Annotated in this window: 16 protein-coding genes; 8 read left to right on the top strand and 8 right to left on the bottom strand. The window is 57.5% G+C overall.

The genetic code is table 11. The features are described 5' to 3' along the window. Positions 1-15 precede the first annotated feature (15 nt). The 7 genes from ACTZWX_RS05275 to ACTZWX_RS05245 all read left to right on the top strand — a co-directional run bounded on the left by ACTZWX_RS05275 (position 16) and on the right by ACTZWX_RS05245 (position 9,131). A complete protein-coding gene (locus tag ACTZWX_RS05275) occupies positions 16-1,692 on the top strand; it encodes a methyl-accepting chemotaxis protein (RefSeq protein ID WP_420194952.1) in 1,677 nt (558 codons plus the stop codon). A 110-nt stretch (positions 1,693-1,802) separates the two neighbouring features. Beyond that, positions 1,803-2,873: a TRAP transporter substrate-binding protein gene (locus tag ACTZWX_RS05270; protein ID WP_444713036.1), complete on the top strand. Its 1,071-nt coding sequence runs from the start codon at positions 1,803-1,805 to the stop codon at positions 2,871-2,873. 130 nt (positions 2,874-3,003) lie between these two features. Then, positions 3,004-4,125 carry a spermidine/putrescine ABC transporter ATP-binding protein PotA gene (gene potA, locus ACTZWX_RS05265; protein WP_152437105.1) on the top strand — a complete coding sequence of 374 codons (1,122 nt, stop codon included), beginning with the start codon at positions 3,004-3,006 and terminating at the stop codon, positions 4,123-4,125. Continuing rightward, positions 4,118-4,975 carry a spermidine/putrescine ABC transporter permease PotB gene (gene potB / locus ACTZWX_RS05260; protein ID WP_444713035.1) on the top strand — a complete coding sequence of 286 codons (858 nt, stop codon included), beginning with the start codon at positions 4,118-4,120 and terminating at the stop codon, positions 4,973-4,975. The genes potA and potB overlap by 8 nt, the downstream gene beginning before the upstream one ends. Further along, positions 4,972-5,742 (top strand): spermidine/putrescine ABC transporter permease PotC, encoded by a 771-nt coding sequence (gene potC, locus ACTZWX_RS05255; RefSeq protein ID WP_444713034.1) that lies wholly within the window; start codon positions 4,972-4,974, stop codon positions 5,740-5,742. The genes potB and potC overlap by 4 nt, the downstream gene beginning before the upstream one ends. After that, positions 5,739-6,776, top strand: coding sequence for an extracellular solute-binding protein (locus ACTZWX_RS05250; protein WP_444713033.1), 1,038 nt, complete (start codon positions 5,739-5,741; stop codon positions 6,774-6,776). The genes potC and ACTZWX_RS05250 overlap by 4 nt, the downstream gene beginning before the upstream one ends. 198 nt (positions 6,777-6,974) lie before the next feature. Continuing rightward, positions 6,975-9,131 (top strand): diguanylate cyclase, encoded by a 2,157-nt coding sequence (locus ACTZWX_RS05245; protein WP_444713032.1) that lies wholly within the window; start codon positions 6,975-6,977, stop codon positions 9,129-9,131. A 2-nt stretch (positions 9,132-9,133) separates the two neighbouring features. Here the strand turns inward: ACTZWX_RS05245 and ACTZWX_RS05240 are convergent, their stop codons facing one another. From ACTZWX_RS05240 to ACTZWX_RS05210, 7 genes are all read right to left on the bottom strand, one after another. After that, positions 9,134-10,546: an alanine/glycine:cation symporter family protein gene (locus ACTZWX_RS05240; RefSeq protein ID WP_444713031.1), complete on the bottom strand. Its 1,413-nt coding sequence runs from the start codon at positions 10,544-10,546 to the stop codon at positions 9,134-9,136. A 156-nt stretch (positions 10,547-10,702) separates the two neighbouring features. Next, positions 10,703-11,146, bottom strand: a complete 444-nt coding sequence (locus tag ACTZWX_RS05235; RefSeq protein WP_061332500.1) for a universal stress protein — start codon at positions 11,144-11,146, stop codon at positions 10,703-10,705. Positions 11,147-11,179: 33 nt separating this feature from the next. Further along, on the bottom strand, positions 11,180-12,466 hold the full coding sequence (locus ACTZWX_RS05230; protein ID WP_444713030.1) for a TRAP transporter large permease: 1,287 nt from the start codon (positions 12,464-12,466) through the stop codon (positions 11,180-11,182). Between the two features lie 37 nt (positions 12,467-12,503). Next, positions 12,504-13,100, bottom strand: a complete 597-nt coding sequence (locus ACTZWX_RS05225) for a TRAP transporter small permease (protein WP_444713029.1) — start codon at positions 13,098-13,100, stop codon at positions 12,504-12,506. A 115-nt stretch (positions 13,101-13,215) separates the two neighbouring features. Continuing rightward, positions 13,216-14,244 (bottom strand): TRAP transporter substrate-binding protein, encoded by a 1,029-nt coding sequence (locus ACTZWX_RS05220; protein WP_444713028.1) that lies wholly within the window; start codon positions 14,242-14,244, stop codon positions 13,216-13,218. A 248-nt stretch (positions 14,245-14,492) separates the two neighbouring features. Beyond that, the gene (locus tag ACTZWX_RS05215) at positions 14,493-14,816 is read right to left on the bottom strand and encodes a high-potential iron-sulfur protein (RefSeq protein WP_444713027.1); all 324 of its coding nucleotides are present in this window, start codon (positions 14,814-14,816) and stop codon (positions 14,493-14,495) included. A 127-nt stretch (positions 14,817-14,943) separates the two neighbouring features. Continuing rightward, positions 14,944-15,483, bottom strand: a complete 540-nt coding sequence (locus ACTZWX_RS05210) for an alpha/beta fold hydrolase (protein ID WP_444713026.1) — start codon at positions 15,481-15,483, stop codon at positions 14,944-14,946. 112 nt (positions 15,484-15,595) lie between these two features. Between ACTZWX_RS05210 and ACTZWX_RS05205 the strand changes: the two genes are divergently transcribed. Beyond that, positions 15,596-16,135 carry a glutathione peroxidase gene (locus tag ACTZWX_RS05205; RefSeq protein WP_444713416.1) on the top strand — a complete coding sequence of 180 codons (540 nt, stop codon included), beginning with the start codon at positions 15,596-15,598 and terminating at the stop codon, positions 16,133-16,135. On the opposite strand, the gene ACTZWX_RS05200 is transcribed toward ACTZWX_RS05205, so the two are convergent. Further along, complete coding sequence (locus tag ACTZWX_RS05200) at positions 16,102-17,121, bottom strand: LLM class flavin-dependent oxidoreductase (protein WP_444713025.1); 1,020 nt, start codon at positions 17,119-17,121, stop codon at positions 16,102-16,104. The two genes, ACTZWX_RS05205 and ACTZWX_RS05200, sit on opposite strands and share 34 nt — an antisense overlap. Between the last annotated feature and the right edge of the window lie 12 nt (positions 17,122-17,133).

The following is a 17,133-nucleotide window of genomic DNA, read 5'->3' as shown; positions in this document are numbered from 1 at the left end:
ATCCGGAGCAGAACCATGACATTGTTGAGCAACCTGACCATCCGAGCCCGCCTGTTGATTGGCGTATTAGTGCCGGTACTGATTACGGCGGGTACCATTGCCTGGATCACTGCCAGCCAGATTCAGGCAAACGGAGAAGCCGAGTTGGAACGTCTGGAGGAAGAGCTTCTGGATGCCCGTAAGGAGGGCCTGAAGAACCTCGTGGAAACGGCCCGCGCAGTGGTCATGGATGCCAAGAACAACTCTGGGTTGTCTGATAGAGACGCCCGCGAGGAGGCTCGCAAACGGCTACGCTCCATCACATTCGGGCAGGATAACTACGTTTTTGCCTACGCTCGTAATCTGGATAATCTCGCCTACGCTCCGGACCCTTCCCGCGAGGGGCCGACGACCAACCCCAATACACAGAAACTGGTTCGGGACCTGTTCTCAGCGGCGGGAACCGACGGCTTTTATGAGTACGACTGGACAAACCCCGCCTCGGGCGAGGTAGAGCCGAAAGTGTCTTATTCAAGCATCATCCCGGGCTGGGACTGGATGATGGGTGCCGGTATTTACGTCACCGATATTGAACGGGTATTGGTTGAGGCACGAAAGGAAATCGATTCGGCTATGGCGGCGGCCATGGGCTTTATCCTGTTGGTGACGGTTATCGTAGTTGCCGTGTCCCTGATCATAGGGCTGGTGATTGGCCGAACGGTGACGGCGCCCCTGAATAAAGTCAGCGATATGATGCAGGAAATCGCCGACGGTGATGGCGACCTACGCCAGCGTCTGCCGGAAGACGGCAAGGATGAGTTGGCTGAGCTAGGCCGCCGGTTCAATCATTTCGTGATCAAGATTCAGGATACTATTCGTGAAGTGGGCTCAACCACCGATCAGGTCGCCTCGGCCGCCGAAGAGCTGAGCCGTGTGGCCAACGAAACCCGCCAGTCGGTTCAGGAACAGGGCTCGGAAACAGACCAGATTGCGTCGGCGATCAATGAAATGGCAGCCACCATCCAGCAGATTTCCGGCAATGCCAACGAAGTGGAAAGCGCCGCTTCAGACGCCGACCGCATGGCCCGTGAGGGTGGTGAAACGATCACCAGCGCGCAAGGTGCCGTCAACCAGTTGTCCGAAGAAATGGAGAGCACGGCGGCCAGCATTAACGCCCTGGCGGAGAAGTCCAATGATATCCAGCAGGTTCTGGATGTGATCCATGCCGTCACCGAGCAGACCAACCTGCTAGCGCTGAACGCGGCCATCGAGGCTGCACGGGCGGGTGAGCACGGTCGTGGCTTCTCGGTGGTGGCGGACGAGGTTCGGCAGTTGGCCAAACGCTCTGCGGAATCCGCCGATCAGATTCGGGAAATGATTGACGGCTTTGTGGCCGAATCCAAGGCTTCTGTTGAACGGATGAACCATTCCCGCAAGAGTTCCGAGGCTACCGTCGAACGCATCAATCACGCCACTGGTGCGCTGAACACCATTGTGACATCGGTGACCCAGATCCATGATCAGGTTACCCAGATTGCCACGGCGGCGGAGCAGCAGAGCCAGGTGGCCGAGGAAATTAACCAGAATGTGGTGCGTATTGTCGACGCTGCCCAGCGTAGCGACACCGGGGTTAACCAGACCAATGAAGCCAGTCATGAGCTGGCGCGGCTGGGTGAAAACCTGCGTGAGCTCGTGAGCCAGTTCAAGGTCTGATTCCGGCGAGGCCGGCTCACCGCATTGGCGAGGCCTGCCTCCAGGGTTATCATGGCTTTCTGTTACTTGTTCGTTTCACCCTGAAACCAATAACAATGGAAGCCAACACCATGTCTATGCGCAGAATCTTCGTGGCGGCCCTTACGACGGTTGCCCTGCTGGCCAGCCCGTTTGCGGCGGCCGAGAAAACCTACACCATCCGCCTGGCCGAAACCTGGGGCCCGAACTCCAAAATCCTCGGTGAGACTCCCCGCAATATGGCCGCGATGGCGGAGCGGATGTCCGACGGCCGCCTGAAGTTCCGGATTGATTCCTCGAACAAACACAAAGCGCCTTTTGGTATCTTTGACCTGGTGCGCAACGGCCAGTACGACATGGGCCATACCGCCTCGTACTACTACAAGGGCACCATTCCCAACGCCATGTATTTCACCACCATACCTTTTGGCATGATCACGCCGGAAATGTACGCCTGGTTCTACCACGATGATGGCATGGCCTTGATGCAGAAGGTTTATGAGCCTTATGGTTTGCTGTCTTTCCCTGGTGGTAACACCAGTAACCAGATGGGCGGCTGGTTTCGCAAGGAAATCAACTCCCTGGACGACCTCAAAGGACTGAAAATGCGGACGCCGGGGTTCGCTGGCGAAGTGATGTCTGAACTGGGTGTGGCGGTCACCAATCTTCCGCCGGGTGAGTTGTACACGGCCCTGGAGCGGGGCACCATTGATGCTGTGGAATGGGTTGGCCCGGCGCTGGACCTGCAGATGGGCTTTCACCAGATCGCCAAGTATTACTATTCTGGCTGGCAGGAGCCCAATGCCGAAGTGCAGTTCCTGATCAACAAGAAAACCTGGGATTCGCTGCCGGCCGATCTCCAGGAAATCCTGCGGGTGTCTATGCGCACGGCGGCCTACGACATGTACATCCAGAGCACCCACGAAAGCGGGGTTGCCTGGAGCCGCATGACGGAGGATTATCCGGAGGTGACCCACAAGGTATTTCCGCCAGAGGTAATTAACGCCCTGCGTGACACCACTAATCGCCTGCTGAACGAGTTTGCAGAGAGAGACGAACTTGCCCGTGAAATCATCACTTCTCAGCGCGACTACCTCCGTCAGGTACGGCCCTGGACCAATATTTCGGACAAAGCCTATCTGGATAGTGTTGCAGATCATTGAGCCGCATTTCGGCAAGCGTACCGAAGTGAGCTGAGATCAAGGGGCGTCGGGATTGGGGATTATCCCGACGCCCCTTTCTGTTTGCCCCTGTTTCTGGAAAAATAAGCCGCTCATTCTGTGGGCAGGGCCGATGAAACAGACACTGCTATCTCTGAGCAACCTCGCCAAGCAATTTGACGGCAAGACGGTACTGGATTCGCTGGACCTGGAGATCCTTGATGGCGAGTTCATTACCCTGTTGGGGCCGTCCGGTTGTGGCAAAACCACCCTGTTGCGGCTGATGGCCGGTTTCGAGCATCCGGATGACGGTACCATTCTGCTGGGTGGCCAGGACCTGACCCACACACCGCCGGAGAAACGCCCGCTCAACACCGTGTTCCAGAACTACGCGCTGTTTCCCCATATGTCGGTGTTCGACAACGTGGCCTATGGTCTGAAAATGGAAAAGCGCCCGAAGGAAGAAATCCGCCAGCGGGTCGACGAAGCCCTGGCCATGGTTCAGTTGGAGGAGTTTGCCAGGCGCAAGCCGCATCAACTCTCCGGTGGTCAGCAGCAGCGGGTAGCGATTGCCCGTGCGGTCGTCAAACGGCCGAAGATGCTGTTGCTGGACGAGCCCCTGTCAGCCCTGGACTACAAATTGCGGCGCACCATGCAGGTGGAGCTCAAGCGCCTGCAACGGGAACTTGGGATTACCTTCGTGTTCGTGACCCACGATCAGGAAGAAGCCTTGTCCATGTCAGACCGGGTCGTGGTGCTCAAGGATGGCCTGATCCAGCAACTGGGCACTCCCAGGGAAGTCTATGAGCGACCAGCCAACCTGTTCACCGCCCGGTTCGTGGGCGAAACCAATTTCTTCCCCGGCCGCATCGATAAAGCCAACGGCGATGACACCATTACCGTGGATGTGTTTGGCCTGAAACGCACCTTTCGCAAACCCGACTTCCCGGTGGCCGCCGGCCAGCCCCTGCACGTTCTGTTGCGCCCGGAGGACATCCGAGTTCTGGCGCCGGATGACGATGACGGTGTGGCCGGCAAGGTGGTGGAGCGGAACTACAAGGGCAGCACCCTGGATTCGGTTATTCACCTTGAGGACGGCACCGAGGTACTGGCGTCGGAATTCTTCGACGAAGACGATCCCACCTTTGACTACCGATTGGGTGAGCCGGTGAAGGTGAGCTGGGTAGATGGCTGGGAATGGCTGCTTCCCATGGAGAGCCCGGAAGCTGAAGCGGAAGCCAACCTGGATGAGTAGCGTCACGCAGCAGCCGTTTCGCACGGCGGTACTGGTGCTGGTATGGGGCTGGCTGCTGTTCCTGGTACTGACCCCGAATCTGCTAGTGGTGGGCGCTAGCGTGATGACCCGGGACCCAGGCAGCTTTCTGTCCCTGCCTCTGAACCTGGACGCCTACCGGCAGTTGATGAATCCCCTGTATCTGGATGTGTTCCTGCACTCCCTGTACATGGCCGCCATGACTACCCTGATCTGCCTGCTGATTGGCTACCCGTTTGCCTGGGCGCTGACCAAGCTTGGCAAGCAACGGCAGATGCTGCTGATTTTCCTGCTGATCGTGCCCTTCTGGACCAACTCCCTGGTGCGCACCTATGCCCTGAAGCTGCTGCTGGCCACCAATGGCCTGCTGAATAACGCGTTGATGTCCCTGGGCATAATCGACGAGCCCCTGCGGATGCTTTACACCGAGGGAGCCGTGATTGTCGGCCTGGTGTATTTGCTGCTGCCGTTCATGATCCTGCCGCTGTACGCGGTCTTTGATGACCTGAGGGAAGATTTGCTTCGGGCGTCTAACGATCTTGGAGCCGGCCGTCTGGCGACCTTTGTCCACGTGATTGTGCCGCTTACCCTGCCCGGTGTGCTGGCGGGCGTTATGCTGGTGCTGTTGCCGGCCATGGGGCTGTTCTTTGTGCCGGATATTCTCGGCGGCTCCCGCAACCTGCTGGTGGGTAACGTCATCAAGAACCAGTTCCTGGATGCCCGTAACTGGCCCTTCGGCGCCGCTGCCAGCATCGTGTTGACCCTGGCTATGGCGTTTTTGATGTTTGCTCACCGCCTGAGTAAACGGCGCATCGGGGAGGACGGTGTATGAGCCGCTGGTTGCCCCGCACCTACCTGACTCTGGTGTATGTCCTGCTGTACGTACCCATCATCGTGTTGGTGGTGTTTTCCTTTAACGATTCCCGCAGCGGCTACGAATGGGGTGGTCTTAGCCTGCGTTGGTACGAGGCGCTGTTCAATAACCGGGCCATGGTGCAGGCCATGTGGAACTCCCTGTGGCTCGCCCTGTCTGCCGCGACCGTCTCAACCATGATTGGTGCCCTGACCGCCCTGGCCCTTCATCGGTACCGGTTCCGGGGCAAGAAACTGCTCAATGGTATGCTGTTTATCGTGATGATGTCGCCGGAGATCGTGCTGGCGATTTCGCTGTTGGCGCTGTTCCTGTTAGTGGGCCTGAAACTGGGTTATGTGTCGTTGCTGCTGGCCCATGTCACATTCTGTCTGCCGTTTGTGGTGATTACGGTAATGGCACGCCTGAGTGGTTTTGACGAACGCCTGCCGGAAGCGGCCAGGGATCTGGGCGCCAGCGATTTCACCATGACCCGCACGGTGCTGATCCCGGTGATCATGCCAGCTTTGGTGGCAGGCTGGCTGCTGGGGTTTACACTGTCACTGGATGATGTGGTCGTCAGTACCTTTGTTAGCGGCCCGAGTTACGAAATACTGCCCCTGCGTATCTACTCCATGGTACGGGTGGGGTTGAAACCGGAAGTGAATGCATTGGGCACACTGTTGCTAGTGTTCTCACTGTTCATGCTGATCTTGTCTCAATGGACACTGTTAAGGAGTCGACGATGAAGAAACTGGCACTGGCCGGCCTGCTGGCCGTAGGCCTGACCGGGTGTAGCTCTGAAGACCCGCAGGTGCTGAACCTGTACAACTGGTCCGAGTACATGCCCCAGGAAGTCCTGGACAGGTTCACCGAGGAAACCGGTATTCAGGTGGTTTACACCACCTACGACAGCAACGAAGCCATGTATGCCCGTCTGAAGTTGCTGGATGAGAGTGCCGCCTATGACCTGGCCGTGCCTTCCACCTATTACGTCAGCAAGATGCGCCAGGAAGACCTGCTGATGCCCATTGATCGCAGCAAGATCGAAGGCTTTGGCAACCTCGACGACGATCTGATCAACCTGGACATTGACCCGGACAACCAGTACAGCATCCCTTACCTCTGGGGCACCACCGGCATTGCCGTCGACACGGATGACGTGGAAGGCGAGGTGACCGCCTGGGCAGATCTCTGGGACGAGCGTTTCCAGGGTCGTGTCATGCTGACCAACGACATGCGCGAGGTGTTCCACGTGGGCCTGCGGGTACTGGGTTACTCCGGGAACAGCACCGACCCGAAGGAAATCGAGGAAGCCTACGAAAAACTGGCGGAGCTGATGCCCTCGGTACGCACCTTCAACTCCGATGCGCCCCGCATGCCCTACCTGGAAGGCGAAGCCGACGTGGGCATGATCTGGAACGGCGAGGCGGTTATGGGTAAGGAGACTATGCCGAGCCTGGAGTATGTCTATCCACAAGAGGGCATTATCGCCTGGCTGGACAGCTTCGTGATTCCCAAAAATGCCCGTAATCCGGAAGCGGCCCACCAGTTCATCAGCTTTGTGTTACAGCCTGAAATCGCGGCGTTGATCAGCGAGGATATTGGTTATGCCACGCCCAACCATGCGGCGCTTGAGCTATTGGATGAGTCCGTCGCCAATGACCGCGCCAGTTATCCGACAGGAGCGGACATGTTGAACGCCGAATTCCAGGCCGATATCGGCGACGAGGCCTTACAGGTCTATGCGAAATATTGGGAAATGCTGAAATCCGGCCGTTGAGGCCGCTTACCAGGGCGGCGCCAGTGCCGCCCTGAATTCTTCCCGCCAGAATAGTTCTGTAACTGCTGCCTACGGTTTATACTGAAAACATAGCGTCCAACAGCAGGTTTCGCTTTGCGCCCCTCTTCCTGTCGCACTTTATTCTGCCTTGCCTCACTCGTTTTGGCGCTCTGCCTGTCCCAACCGGCGTTGTCTGCCATGCAGCCAGTGGATGAGGGGTGGCAATATCGCTGGGGCGACTCCCCCTTCCGGGCTGACGGCACACCGCTTTGGCTGGACGAACCGGACAGCGCCGAACACTGGCATGACATTGCTTTCCCTTCCAACCCTCCCGGCCGAAAAGGGCAAGAACATGCCTGGTTCCGGGTGACATTACCGGACGGGGAGTGGTACGCGCCGGCACTATACATCTACAGCGTCGATATCATCCTGCAGGTCTGGTTTCGGGGCGAGTTGCTGTACCAGTATGGCACCTTCGACGAGCACGGCCGTGGCAAATTTGAAGGCTGGCCCTGGCACGAGATTCCGTTGCCTGATGGCTACGAAGGCGAAACCATGTACTTCCGTGTGTTCTCCAATTACACGGATATCGGGTTATGGGGGGAGGTGGCCATTCTCGATCAACCGGACCTGGTGCTGCACATCGTTGGCAACTCGGCCGAGAGTCTGGTTATTGCCGCGTTATCCGGACTGATTGCACTTCTTGCCCTGGTATTTACCCTGATCCAGCGAGGCCAGAGAAGTTTCGCCAGCATTGCACTGTTTGCATTCCTGACCGGTGTAATGCTGCTGGCGGAAAGCCAGGCCAGCTTGCTGATACTGTATCAGCCACTGCTGTGGGACTATCTGGCAGCGGGCTCTTATTATTTGATTCCGGTTGCACTGGCGCTCTTGCTTAGCCAGTGGCTCGACGCCCGGCGCCCCCGCCTGGTTCGCTGGCTGATGTTGCTGCATCTAGTGTTTGCGGCCCTTGCCCTTATGTTGGCGCTACTCGGGTTAGTGAACCTGTCCTCCACATTCCCGGTGTATGACGGTGTTTTGCTGATCTCCCTGGCATTAATGGTCGCAGTGGTTGTCAGGAATTTCAGTAGCCTGTATCGGGAGCAGCAGGTGTTTCTGTTTACCTGTGGCGTATTTATCGTTCTGCTGATTCTGGATATGGCGGTTGCTCATGGCTTTCTCCCCTGGGGGCGGGTGCCGGTCAGTTGGGGGGCGCTGGCGTTCTCGCTGGCGCTTATCAGTATTTCGGTGTGGCATTACGGTAAAACCCAACAGGCGTTGCACCAGTTGACCGTTCAACTGGAACAGAAGGTGGCTGAGCGCACTGCCAGAGCTGAAGCGCTTGCTGAGCGAGAGGTAGAGCGGTCAAGGCTGTTAGCGCTGGAGAGCAAGAAAAGTCAGAAATTGGCCGATACCATCGCTGCCCTGCAGGACTGTGCGGGTGTGGAAGAGGCTTTCCAGCCTTTGCTTCAGGCGCTGCCGCAACTGTACTTACCGATTGCCGGCTGTTTCTATCGGCGCAACCCGGGTGGTGGCTATGATCGGGCCAGCCTCTGGGGTAGATCCGCTGCCAATATCTTTCCACCCAGCCTGACACAGGATCTTTCCGGCCTGACGGAGACCGTTTGGCCCGTGCGGAGCCAGGACGTACCTGCGCAACTCTGTTTCCTGCTCCGGGTTGAACCAGCCCAGTTCGGGAATGTTCCTGAGGGCGTTTTGCTTTTGGAGCGCCCGAATCTGCCAGACGTCGTGAAGGATTATGGCACCGCCCGGGTGGTTGCCTGGGTGTATCAGTCTGTCGAGAAGATCGGGATTACCCTGTCAGGGTTGGCCCTGCGATCCGAATTGCAACGGTTTTCCTATGAGGACAGCCTGACGGGTCTTAAAAATCGGCGCTACTTTGATGAGTTATTCCGACATGAGCGGGAGGTCGCCATCCGCTCAGAGCGCCCACTGAGCCTTCTGATTTTCGATATCGACCACTTCAAGCGCTTCAACGACAGTCATGGCCATGATGCCGGTGATGAGGTTCTGCGAATGGTTGGGAGAGTCCTTGAGAACTGTTTTCGCGGGAGCGATACGGTATGCCGTTATGGGGGAGAGGAGTTTACGGTTCTGATGCCTGGGGCGTCACGGGAGGAAGCTCGCCAGCGGGCGGAAAATCTTCGGGTAACCATCGCCGAATCTCAGGTTGATTACCTTGGAAAGCAGTTGGGCAACCTGACGATATCGGCAGGAATTGCATGCTGGCCGGAAAGCAGCCCGGAGTTCGACGAGCTGTTCCGGGCAGCCGACCGGGCGCTTTATCAGGCCAAGGCCGCTGGCCGTAACCGTGTGGTTACGGCCAGCGTTTGAGTTTAATGCCAGATGTTGCTGTCGATTTTCTCGTGCAGCTCCGGGTAATCCTTTGACTTGAAGTGGGGTACCAGTCCCTCTTTCCGTTGGGCCAGGTAGTCCTTGGTCAACTTGGCTACCGTGCCGGACAACAGCACAATCGCCACCAGGTTGATGGCCGCCATTAGTCCCATCGAGGCATCCGCGGCGTTGAATACCGTAACCACGGCTTCATAGCCACCCCAGATCACCATGGCCAGGGCTGCCAGGCGAAGCAGGGAGAGCCCGAGGGTGCTGCCGCCTTTCAGGTAGATCAGGGCGTTCTCAGCATAGGTGTAGTTGGCCACGATGGACGTGAAGGCAAAAAACAGGATGGCGACGGCAATAAAGTAGCCACCGAATTCACCCAGGTGGACTTCCATGGCCTGCTGGGTCAGTTGCGTGCCGGTGATGCCAGAACCGGGCTCCAGCACGCCGGCCAGCAGAATCATCACGGCTGTGGCGGTACAGATAATGATAGTGTCGACAAACACACCAAACGCCTGAACAAGGCCCTGTGACGACGGGTGGTGCGGTGCCGGTGTTGCGGTGGCCGCGATATTGGGGGCAGAACCCATGCCGGCTTCGTTGGAGAACAGGCCCCGCTTGATGCCGTTGAGCATCGCGGCGGTCACCGAGCCGGCGGCGCCCCCGGCGGCTTCTTCCAGACCGAAGGCGCTTTTGACGATCATCGTCAGAATGCCCGGTACCTCGGTGATGTTCATGGCCATCACGCCAAGCGCCAGCAGCACATAGGCGCCCGCCATAAACGGCACGACAAACTCGGCAAAGCGAACGATCTTGCGCAGACCACCAAAAATCACGATGCCGGCGAGCGCCGAGATGACCACACCAACGCCCAGTTTGGGCGCACCAAAGGCACCCTCCATGGCGTCGGCGATGGAGTTTGCCTGTACAGCATTGAACACCAGGCCAAACGAGATGATCAGGCAAACTGCGAAGATGGCCGCTGCCCAGGGGGCTTTCAGGCCCTTGGCAATGTAAACCGCCGGGCCGCCCCGATATTGGCCCTTGCCGTCACGCACCTTGTAGAGCTGCGCCAGGGTGCTTTCGGCATAGCCCGTGGCCATACCCACCAACGCCACCATCCACATCCAGAAAATGGCACCGGCACCGCCGAGGTACAGGGCCACGGCCACGCCGGCCAGGTTGCCGGTGCCGACCCGGGAGGCCAGGCTGGTACACAGCGCCTGGAAAGGTGAAATACCGTGAACGTCGCTTTCACGGGAGCCGCGAATGGCCCTGACCATTTCGCCGAAATTGACGAATTGCAGAAAACCCAGGCGGATGGTGAAGAAGACACCAACGGCCAGCAGGCCGTAGACGAGGACATAACCCCAGAGAATCGAGTTGAGAAAATCGACAATTGCAGTCATGGGTAGACGCCTTGTGATTTGAATGTTGTGAATTGAAAGTAATGCAAGGCGGGGGAGTCTAGCACGGTGAAAATCTGATCAGACTGCGGAAATCCGTGATTGTCAGGGGGCCGGTATTTTGCAACACCGGCCCGAGATTTCAGTATCAATGTCTGTTCAGACCACCAATACCGGGCATTTGGCATGGGATGCCACCCGGTGGGAAACACTGCCCAGGAACATGCCGTCTTTATCACTGTTGGTGCCTTTGGTACCAACGACGATCAGATCCGCCTCTTTGTCCTGAGCGAATTTGACGATCACCTTGGATGGCCGGCCTGCCTTCACAAAGCCGCGCACTTTGGTTGCACCGTGTTCCTTGGCCAGTTCCTTGGCATGGTTAACGACGCCCTTGGCGTAATCCGACAGCACTTTGTCCGGAATGTCCATGTCGTCGGGGCGGCCGATCGACAATGACGCTTCAAACAGGCTGTGGTGCTTGTAGACACACAGGATGAAAATCTCGGCATCCGGGATCAGCTTCTGCAGATCGATTGCTTTATCCAGTGCCTTCAGCGAGGTTTTGGAGCCATCGACGGCTACCAGAATCCGTTTGAACATAGGTCTCTCCTGTTACTGGCCGGGGAACCCGGCTCAGTCTCGGTAAGCCAGGTCCCTCAGGAACAGGGCGATATCCGGGAAGGCAATGATCAGCCCGGCGGCCGCCACCAGCATGAAGATAAACGGTGGCGTGCCCCGGATCACTTCCATGTAGGGTCGTTTGAAGATGGCGATGGCGGTAAATATGTCGCAGCCAAACGGTGGCGTGGCCGAGCCTATGGCCACCTGCAGGGTGATCAGCACCCCTACCAGAACCGGGTCCAGCCCGGTTGCCTGGATGGCTGGTGCAAAGATGGGGGTGAGCACCAGAATGACCACAATCGGGTCAACAAACATGCAGGCGATGAAGAAGGCAATACAGATGGCAATCAGCACACCCACCGGGCCGGCTTCGTTTACGCCGACGGTTTCCAGGATGGCCTGGGGAATCTGGGCGAAGGAGATAATCCAGGAGAAACCATTGCCAACGGCAACCAGAATAAACACCACGGCGGTGATCAGGCCGGTGGACTTGGCGATTTTGTAAACGTCCCTGAGCTTCAGGGAGCGGAAGATCACGAACTCCAGCACGAAGGCGTAAAGCACGCACACGGCAGCAGCTTCGGTGGGGCTGAAAATACCGCCGTAGATACCGCCAACAATGATCACTGGGAACATCAGCGGCCAGGAGGCATCCCGCACCGACAGTGCCCTTTGCTTCCAGCTGGCCTTCTCTTCGGTGGGTACATTGTGCTTGTACGCATAGAACAGGCAGTACAGAGAGAACATGAACAGGATCAGAATGCCTGGCCCGATACCGGCAATGAACAGTTCGGCAATGGACGTTTCGGAGATAACCCCGTAGATAATCATCCCGATACTCGGGGGGATCAAGAATGCGATGTCACTGGCGTTGATGATCAGTGCGAGCGTGAACGGATCGGAGTAGCCCGCTTTCAGCATCTTCGGGCGCAGCGGCGACCCAACGGCCACCACCGTGGCCTGGGTAGACCCGGAAACCGCACCGAACAGGGTGCAGGAGGTGGCGGTACTGATGGCCAGGCCGCCCTTGATGTGTCCGATGAAGGACATCACCATGTTGATCAACCGGTCGGCCGACTGGCCCCGGGTCATGATATCGGCGGCCAGGATAAACATGGGTACCGCAATCAACGACGCCGGCCGGATACCACCCATCATTTGCTGGATGAAGGTTTGCATCTGGCCGAAGCCGTCGAACATCATTACAAAACCAACCACCGCTGCGGTGGTCAGTGGGATCATCATCGGGAAGCCCAGCAGCAGTAGCCCGATCATGATCAACATCAGAATGGTTGCCATAAGTAATCTTCCTGTTCCTTATCGGGTTACAGCTGTCTCAGACCTCAGACTCGGTATCAGCGTAGCCATCCACCACGCCGGTCGAGAGGTAGACGTCCTTGCTGGTGAGGTTCTTGATGGCTGTCAGGAAATACTGGATGCCGGTAATGGCGAAACCGATGGGCGCCCATACATAGATAATCCAGATAGGAATGCCCAGAGCTGGCAAAATGCGGCCACGGCCGTACAGGGTTTCGATGTAGCCGTAGGCGTGGTAACACAGGAAAAACATAACCACCGAAGTGAACAGGGCGATGAAGATCATCAGTACCTTTCGGCCCTTGGCGGGCAGAGCGTCGTATACCGCAGACATCCGGATGTGGCGGCCATGGCGGGCGGCGTAACCAATACCGGCGAAGGTGATCAGAATGATCAGGGTGCGGTTGATCTCACCAGAGAAAAACAGGCCTTCTCCGAACACAAAACGCCCGATCACGTTGGCGCAGGTGTTGATAGCCATGAGGATAACGCCAGCGGCGAGCATGACGGCCTCTACCTTGGCGATCCATTCGTCGATGGTGCCCAGAAAGCCCGGCAAACCGGACTCGTAGGTACCGGTATCGTCTTCAACAACCTCCTGGGGATGTTCAGACATGGATTCCACTCCAGAATCATTTGCTCCCGGCCGGTAGAGACCCCGGCGGGGCGGGGGTTAAACCAGGGCCGGACATCAAGGGGTGGGTAATTGCCACCCCTTGAATCCTGCCGTTTTACTGTCCCTGAACGGCTTCGAGATCGGCCTTGAACTGGTCAAGCAGTTGCTTGCCACGTTCGCCGGTCATGTCGATGAAGCGCTCTTCCACCTGCGGTGCGCGGGCGCGGAAGGCTTCAATCTGTTCGTCATTAAGGCGGGTAACGGTAACCCGATCACTGGCTGCCTGGATTTTCTCCAGGGCTTCATCGGCCAGGCCATCGATGTGCAAGATGATTTCCTCAAAGGCGTAGTCCGCAGCATCGCGAACCAGTTTTTTGTCTTCATCAGACAGGCCGTTGTAGAAATTCTGGTTCGCCATCATGGCGGTGGTGAACCAGCCGTGACCGGTGAATACCAGGTTCGGTGATACCTCGTACAGGCCACCGGATTCAATCCAGAAGATCGGGTTTTCCTGACCCTGGATCATGTTGGTTTGCAGAGCACCGTACACTTCACCCCAAGGGAGCGGCGTAGGTGTAGCGCCGAAGGCGGAATAGGTTTCAGACAACAGCGGGTTGGTCATAACCCGAATTTTCTTGTTGCCAAACTCTTCTGGTGAGGTGACCGGTTCGTCCACGGTAACGACCATTTCGCCCTCAGGGTACATCTTCAACAACTCTAGCCCCTGTTCGGAGTAAAGCTCTGGAAACATCTCATTGATCGCCTTGGACTCGCGGAAGAAGGTAATAACCGTCTCCATGTCGGTCGGCATCAGGTAAGGAATGAAGAAGATCTGTGCTTCGGGAATCAGGGAGCCGGTGAACCCTGGTGACTGGTTTACGAAGTTGAGAATGCCAGCCTGGGTTTGCTCCATGATGTCATCAGACTCGCCCAGTTCGCCAAAGCGGAACACCTGAACCGTGTGGTCGGAATTCTCCTCAACATATTCCTTGAATTTGTAGGCGTAAACGTCCTGAACATCACCCTCGTATTCTTCATGGGCATAGCGCCAGTTGGCTGCGTTTACCGAGTTTGCCGCAGTGATCGCTGCAAAGGCGAACGCCGAAAAACCGGCCAGTTTCCTGAATTTACTTGTGTTGCTCATCGCGCTGTCTCCGTTTGATTTTTTTGCTGAAATCCTTTGTTACATTATTAAAGACTGGCAAAACATGGGGGTTTTCGCAAGGAAATGGCCAAAATCACCTAATTCAGGCGTCAGGTTTTCCGGCATCGCAAGTTTATGAAATTTCAATTTATTTAGCCGGGAGGTGGCACGGCGGAGGGAATGCTGGATTATTTTCTGAGCAAAATATAACCAGAAGGCGGCCAGTTACGGCCGCCTGTGAAATGACATCAGCCGCCCGGTACCCAGGTGTTGCACCAGCCATCGGCATTGACAAGGACATCGCTGAACTGTGGGTGACGGCAGCCGCCCCAACCACCGGATTCCTCGCCTGCCCAGAACGCACAGTTGGAACACTTGTTTCCTTCCTGATACTTGGCGTGATCACTGGTGCTGCCGTCATTTACGTAATCCAGTGCGTGGCCATCTTCAGCTTTCGGCTTCTCGGCGTGTGCTGCCGGAACGTGTGTGGCAACCCGTGCCAGTGGAATGGCAGCGACACCTAACGCGGCAGTGCGCAGGAATACCCGTCGACTTTTATTGAAATCGCTCATTGGTAACTCCTTTCTCTCTCATCATTTATGGATTGCCCTGCCGGAACCGAGGTTCAGGCAACGGCGAGGGCAGCAGAACCACCCTACCAAAGTGATTCGGTCGTGCACCGCGATTGGATGACATCGGTCAATGATGACGCGGGTTTAATCCGGCGTTCATGAGAAAGGCACGGAACTCATCGGCAACCCGCGTAACGCTGTGCTCCAGCCGGTGGTTATCGGGTAGCAGCAGGATTGGCAGGTTCTGGGCCTGGGCCAGTTCGACGACTGGCATGGGTGGTACCACGTCGTCCTGCCAACCGTGGATGATCTGGGTATACCGGGCCTGAATGCGTGGCCGGCTTTGGGGGTAATCGGGCAGGGCCAGGGCTGGCGCCAACAGGAAGCACCCCAGTACCGGTGTGTCTGCACTGGTCTGCGCGCACACCCAGCCGCCCATGCTGGAACCGGCAAGGATGGTCCGGGCCGGGTCGGAACCTGCTGCCGCCATGGCATCGCGCATTTGCCCAAAGCGCTGGGCCGGGTCTTTGGTGCTACGATGATCAATGGCTTCGGCGTGGACGCCGGCAAACGACTCCGCCACCGTTTTAAGGGCCTGGATTTTGGTACTCCCGGGGCCGCTTTCGAGCCCATGGGAAAGAAAAACGAAAGTTTCGGGTGCAGACACGGGAATCTCTCCGGTAGTTAATCGTGGGTTTTGCCGTGAAGCCAGGTTTTGAGCGGATTGCCCTTCTCTGTCGTATCTTTGTATTCAGCAGAACAGGAGTCTAACAATGCACATGACACTATGGCAGCGGTGGTCGCTGATCGCTCTTATGTTTGTGGTTATGCCGGCCTGGGCCGCCGAGTGCCCCGCCTTTCTCGACCATGACCAACGCAAGCTGCACTCCAGGGATTCCGTTAACCTGTGTGACCTGGCCGCCGGCCAGCCGATGCTGGTGGTGAACACCGCAAGCCACTGCGGTTATACCGGCCAGTTTGAGGGCCTCGAAGCGCTGCATCAGACATTCCGCGACAAGGGCCTGGTTGTGGTGGGCTTCGCCAGCGATGATTTCCGGCAGGAGGCGAGCACCGAAGAAGAAGCCGCCGAGGTCTGTTTCGTGAACTTTGGCGTCACCTTCACCATGATCGCGCCCGGGCCTGTGACCGGTTCCCAGGCGAACCCGGTATTCCGCGAGATTAACCGTCAGAGCCAGCCGCCGCGCTGGAACTTCACCAAATACGTACTGGATCGGGACGGCAAGGTTACCGCCAGCTTCCCCAGCCGGGTTCGCCCAGACGATCCTCAGTTAATGGAAGCCATCGAAGGGGTGCTCTGATCCCGGGTTTGCGCCAGGATATCAAGGGCATGGCGTCGCTGAGCCGGATCATAGATGTCGACGGTGAACATCAGTTCGTCTACGTTGATATCCGCCAGCAGATTATCGAGTTGGTGGCGGATATCATCGGCGTTGCCCATCACCTGTAACGCCAGGAAATCGAGTACGCTGAGCTTTTCACCGGCGTTCCACAGGCCGTCCATGGATTCAACCGGCGGTTTCATCCACAAGGGCTGGCCACGGAACAGAGACAGAATGCGCTGGTAACTGGTGGTGGCCAGAAACTTTGCCTGATCCAGGGAGCCGGCCGGAATGGCCGGAATGGCGAGCATAGCGTAGGGCCGGTTTAATTGGGGGGAGGGCTGGAAGTTATCCCGGTAAACCCTCAGGGCTTCCCGGTACAGCCTTGGAGCGAAGTGCCCGGCGAAGGCATAGGGCAGGCCCCGCGCTGCTGCCAGCTGGGCGCTGAACAGGCTTGAGCCCAGAAGCCAGATAGGCACCTCGGTGCCCGCGCCGGGTATGGCCTTGACCGGTTGGCCCGGTTGCAGTGGGCCGAGCAGACTTTGCAGGCGGGCAACATCTTCCGGGAACTGTTCTGATCCCAGGCCTTCACGGCGTAGTGCCCTGGCCGTGATCGGGTCGGTACCCGGTGCCCGGCCCAGGCCAAGGTCAATGCGCCCCGGATAAAGACATTCCAAGGTGCCAAACTGTTCAGCCACCACCAACGGCGGGTGATTGGGCAGCATGACGCCACCAGAGCCAACCCGAATGGTGTTGGTTCGGCCAGCGATATGGCCCACCAGCACAGACGTGGCGGAACTGGATATGCCCTCCATGTTGTGGTGCTCGGCCAGCCAGAAGCGCTTGAAGCCCAGTGTTTCGGCATGTTGGGCGTAGGCAACACTGTTTGCCAGTGTGGTGCTCACCGAATCACCTTCGCGGACGGAGGCCAGTTCGAGCAGGGAATAATCGGGCAGGGTAGGCATAGTTCTCCGATG

Source organism: Marinobacter sp. NSM, from assembly GCF_052380025.1.
Lineage (GTDB): Bacteria > Pseudomonadota > Gammaproteobacteria > Pseudomonadales > Oleiphilaceae > Marinobacter.
This window is presented reverse-complemented; position numbering and strand designations above follow the sequence as displayed.

Coding starts and splice junctions, on each gene's coding strand:
- ACTZWX_RS05275 (WP_420194952.1), top strand. CDS start 16: ATGACATTGTTGAGCAACCTGACCATCCGAGCCCGCCTGTTGATTGGC.
- ACTZWX_RS05270 (WP_444713036.1), top strand. CDS start 1,803: ATGTCTATGCGCAGAATCTTCGTGGCGGCCCTTACGACGGTTGCCCTG.
- potA (WP_152437105.1), top strand. CDS start 3,004: ATGAAACAGACACTGCTATCTCTGAGCAACCTCGCCAAGCAATTTGAC.
- potB (WP_444713035.1), top strand. CDS start 4,118: ATGAGTAGCGTCACGCAGCAGCCGTTTCGCACGGCGGTACTGGTGCTG.
- potC (WP_444713034.1), top strand. CDS start 4,972: ATGAGCCGCTGGTTGCCCCGCACCTACCTGACTCTGGTGTATGTCCTG.
- ACTZWX_RS05250 (WP_444713033.1), top strand. CDS start 5,739: ATGAAGAAACTGGCACTGGCCGGCCTGCTGGCCGTAGGCCTGACCGGG.
- ACTZWX_RS05245 (WP_444713032.1), top strand. CDS start 6,975: ATGCAGCCAGTGGATGAGGGGTGGCAATATCGCTGGGGCGACTCCCCC.
- ACTZWX_RS05240 (WP_444713031.1), bottom strand. CDS start 10,546: ATGACTGCAATTGTCGATTTTCTCAACTCGATTCTCTGGGGTTATGTC.
- ACTZWX_RS05235 (WP_061332500.1), bottom strand. CDS start 11,146: ATGTTCAAACGGATTCTGGTAGCCGTCGATGGCTCCAAAACCTCGCTG.
- ACTZWX_RS05230 (WP_444713030.1), bottom strand. CDS start 12,466: ATGGCAACCATTCTGATGTTGATCATGATCGGGCTACTGCTGCTGGGC.
- ACTZWX_RS05225 (WP_444713029.1), bottom strand. CDS start 13,100: ATGTCTGAACATCCCCAGGAGGTTGTTGAAGACGATACCGGTACCTAC.
- ACTZWX_RS05220 (WP_444713028.1), bottom strand. CDS start 14,244: ATGAGCAACACAAGTAAATTCAGGAAACTGGCCGGTTTTTCGGCGTTC.
- ACTZWX_RS05215 (WP_444713027.1), bottom strand. CDS start 14,816: ATGAGCGATTTCAATAAAAGTCGACGGGTATTCCTGCGCACTGCCGCG.
- ACTZWX_RS05205 (WP_444713416.1), top strand. CDS start 15,596: ATGACACTATGGCAGCGGTGGTCGCTGATCGCTCTTATGTTTGTGGTT.
- ACTZWX_RS05200 (WP_444713025.1), bottom strand. CDS start 17,121: ATGCCTACCCTGCCCGATTATTCCCTGCTCGAACTGGCCTCCGTCCGC.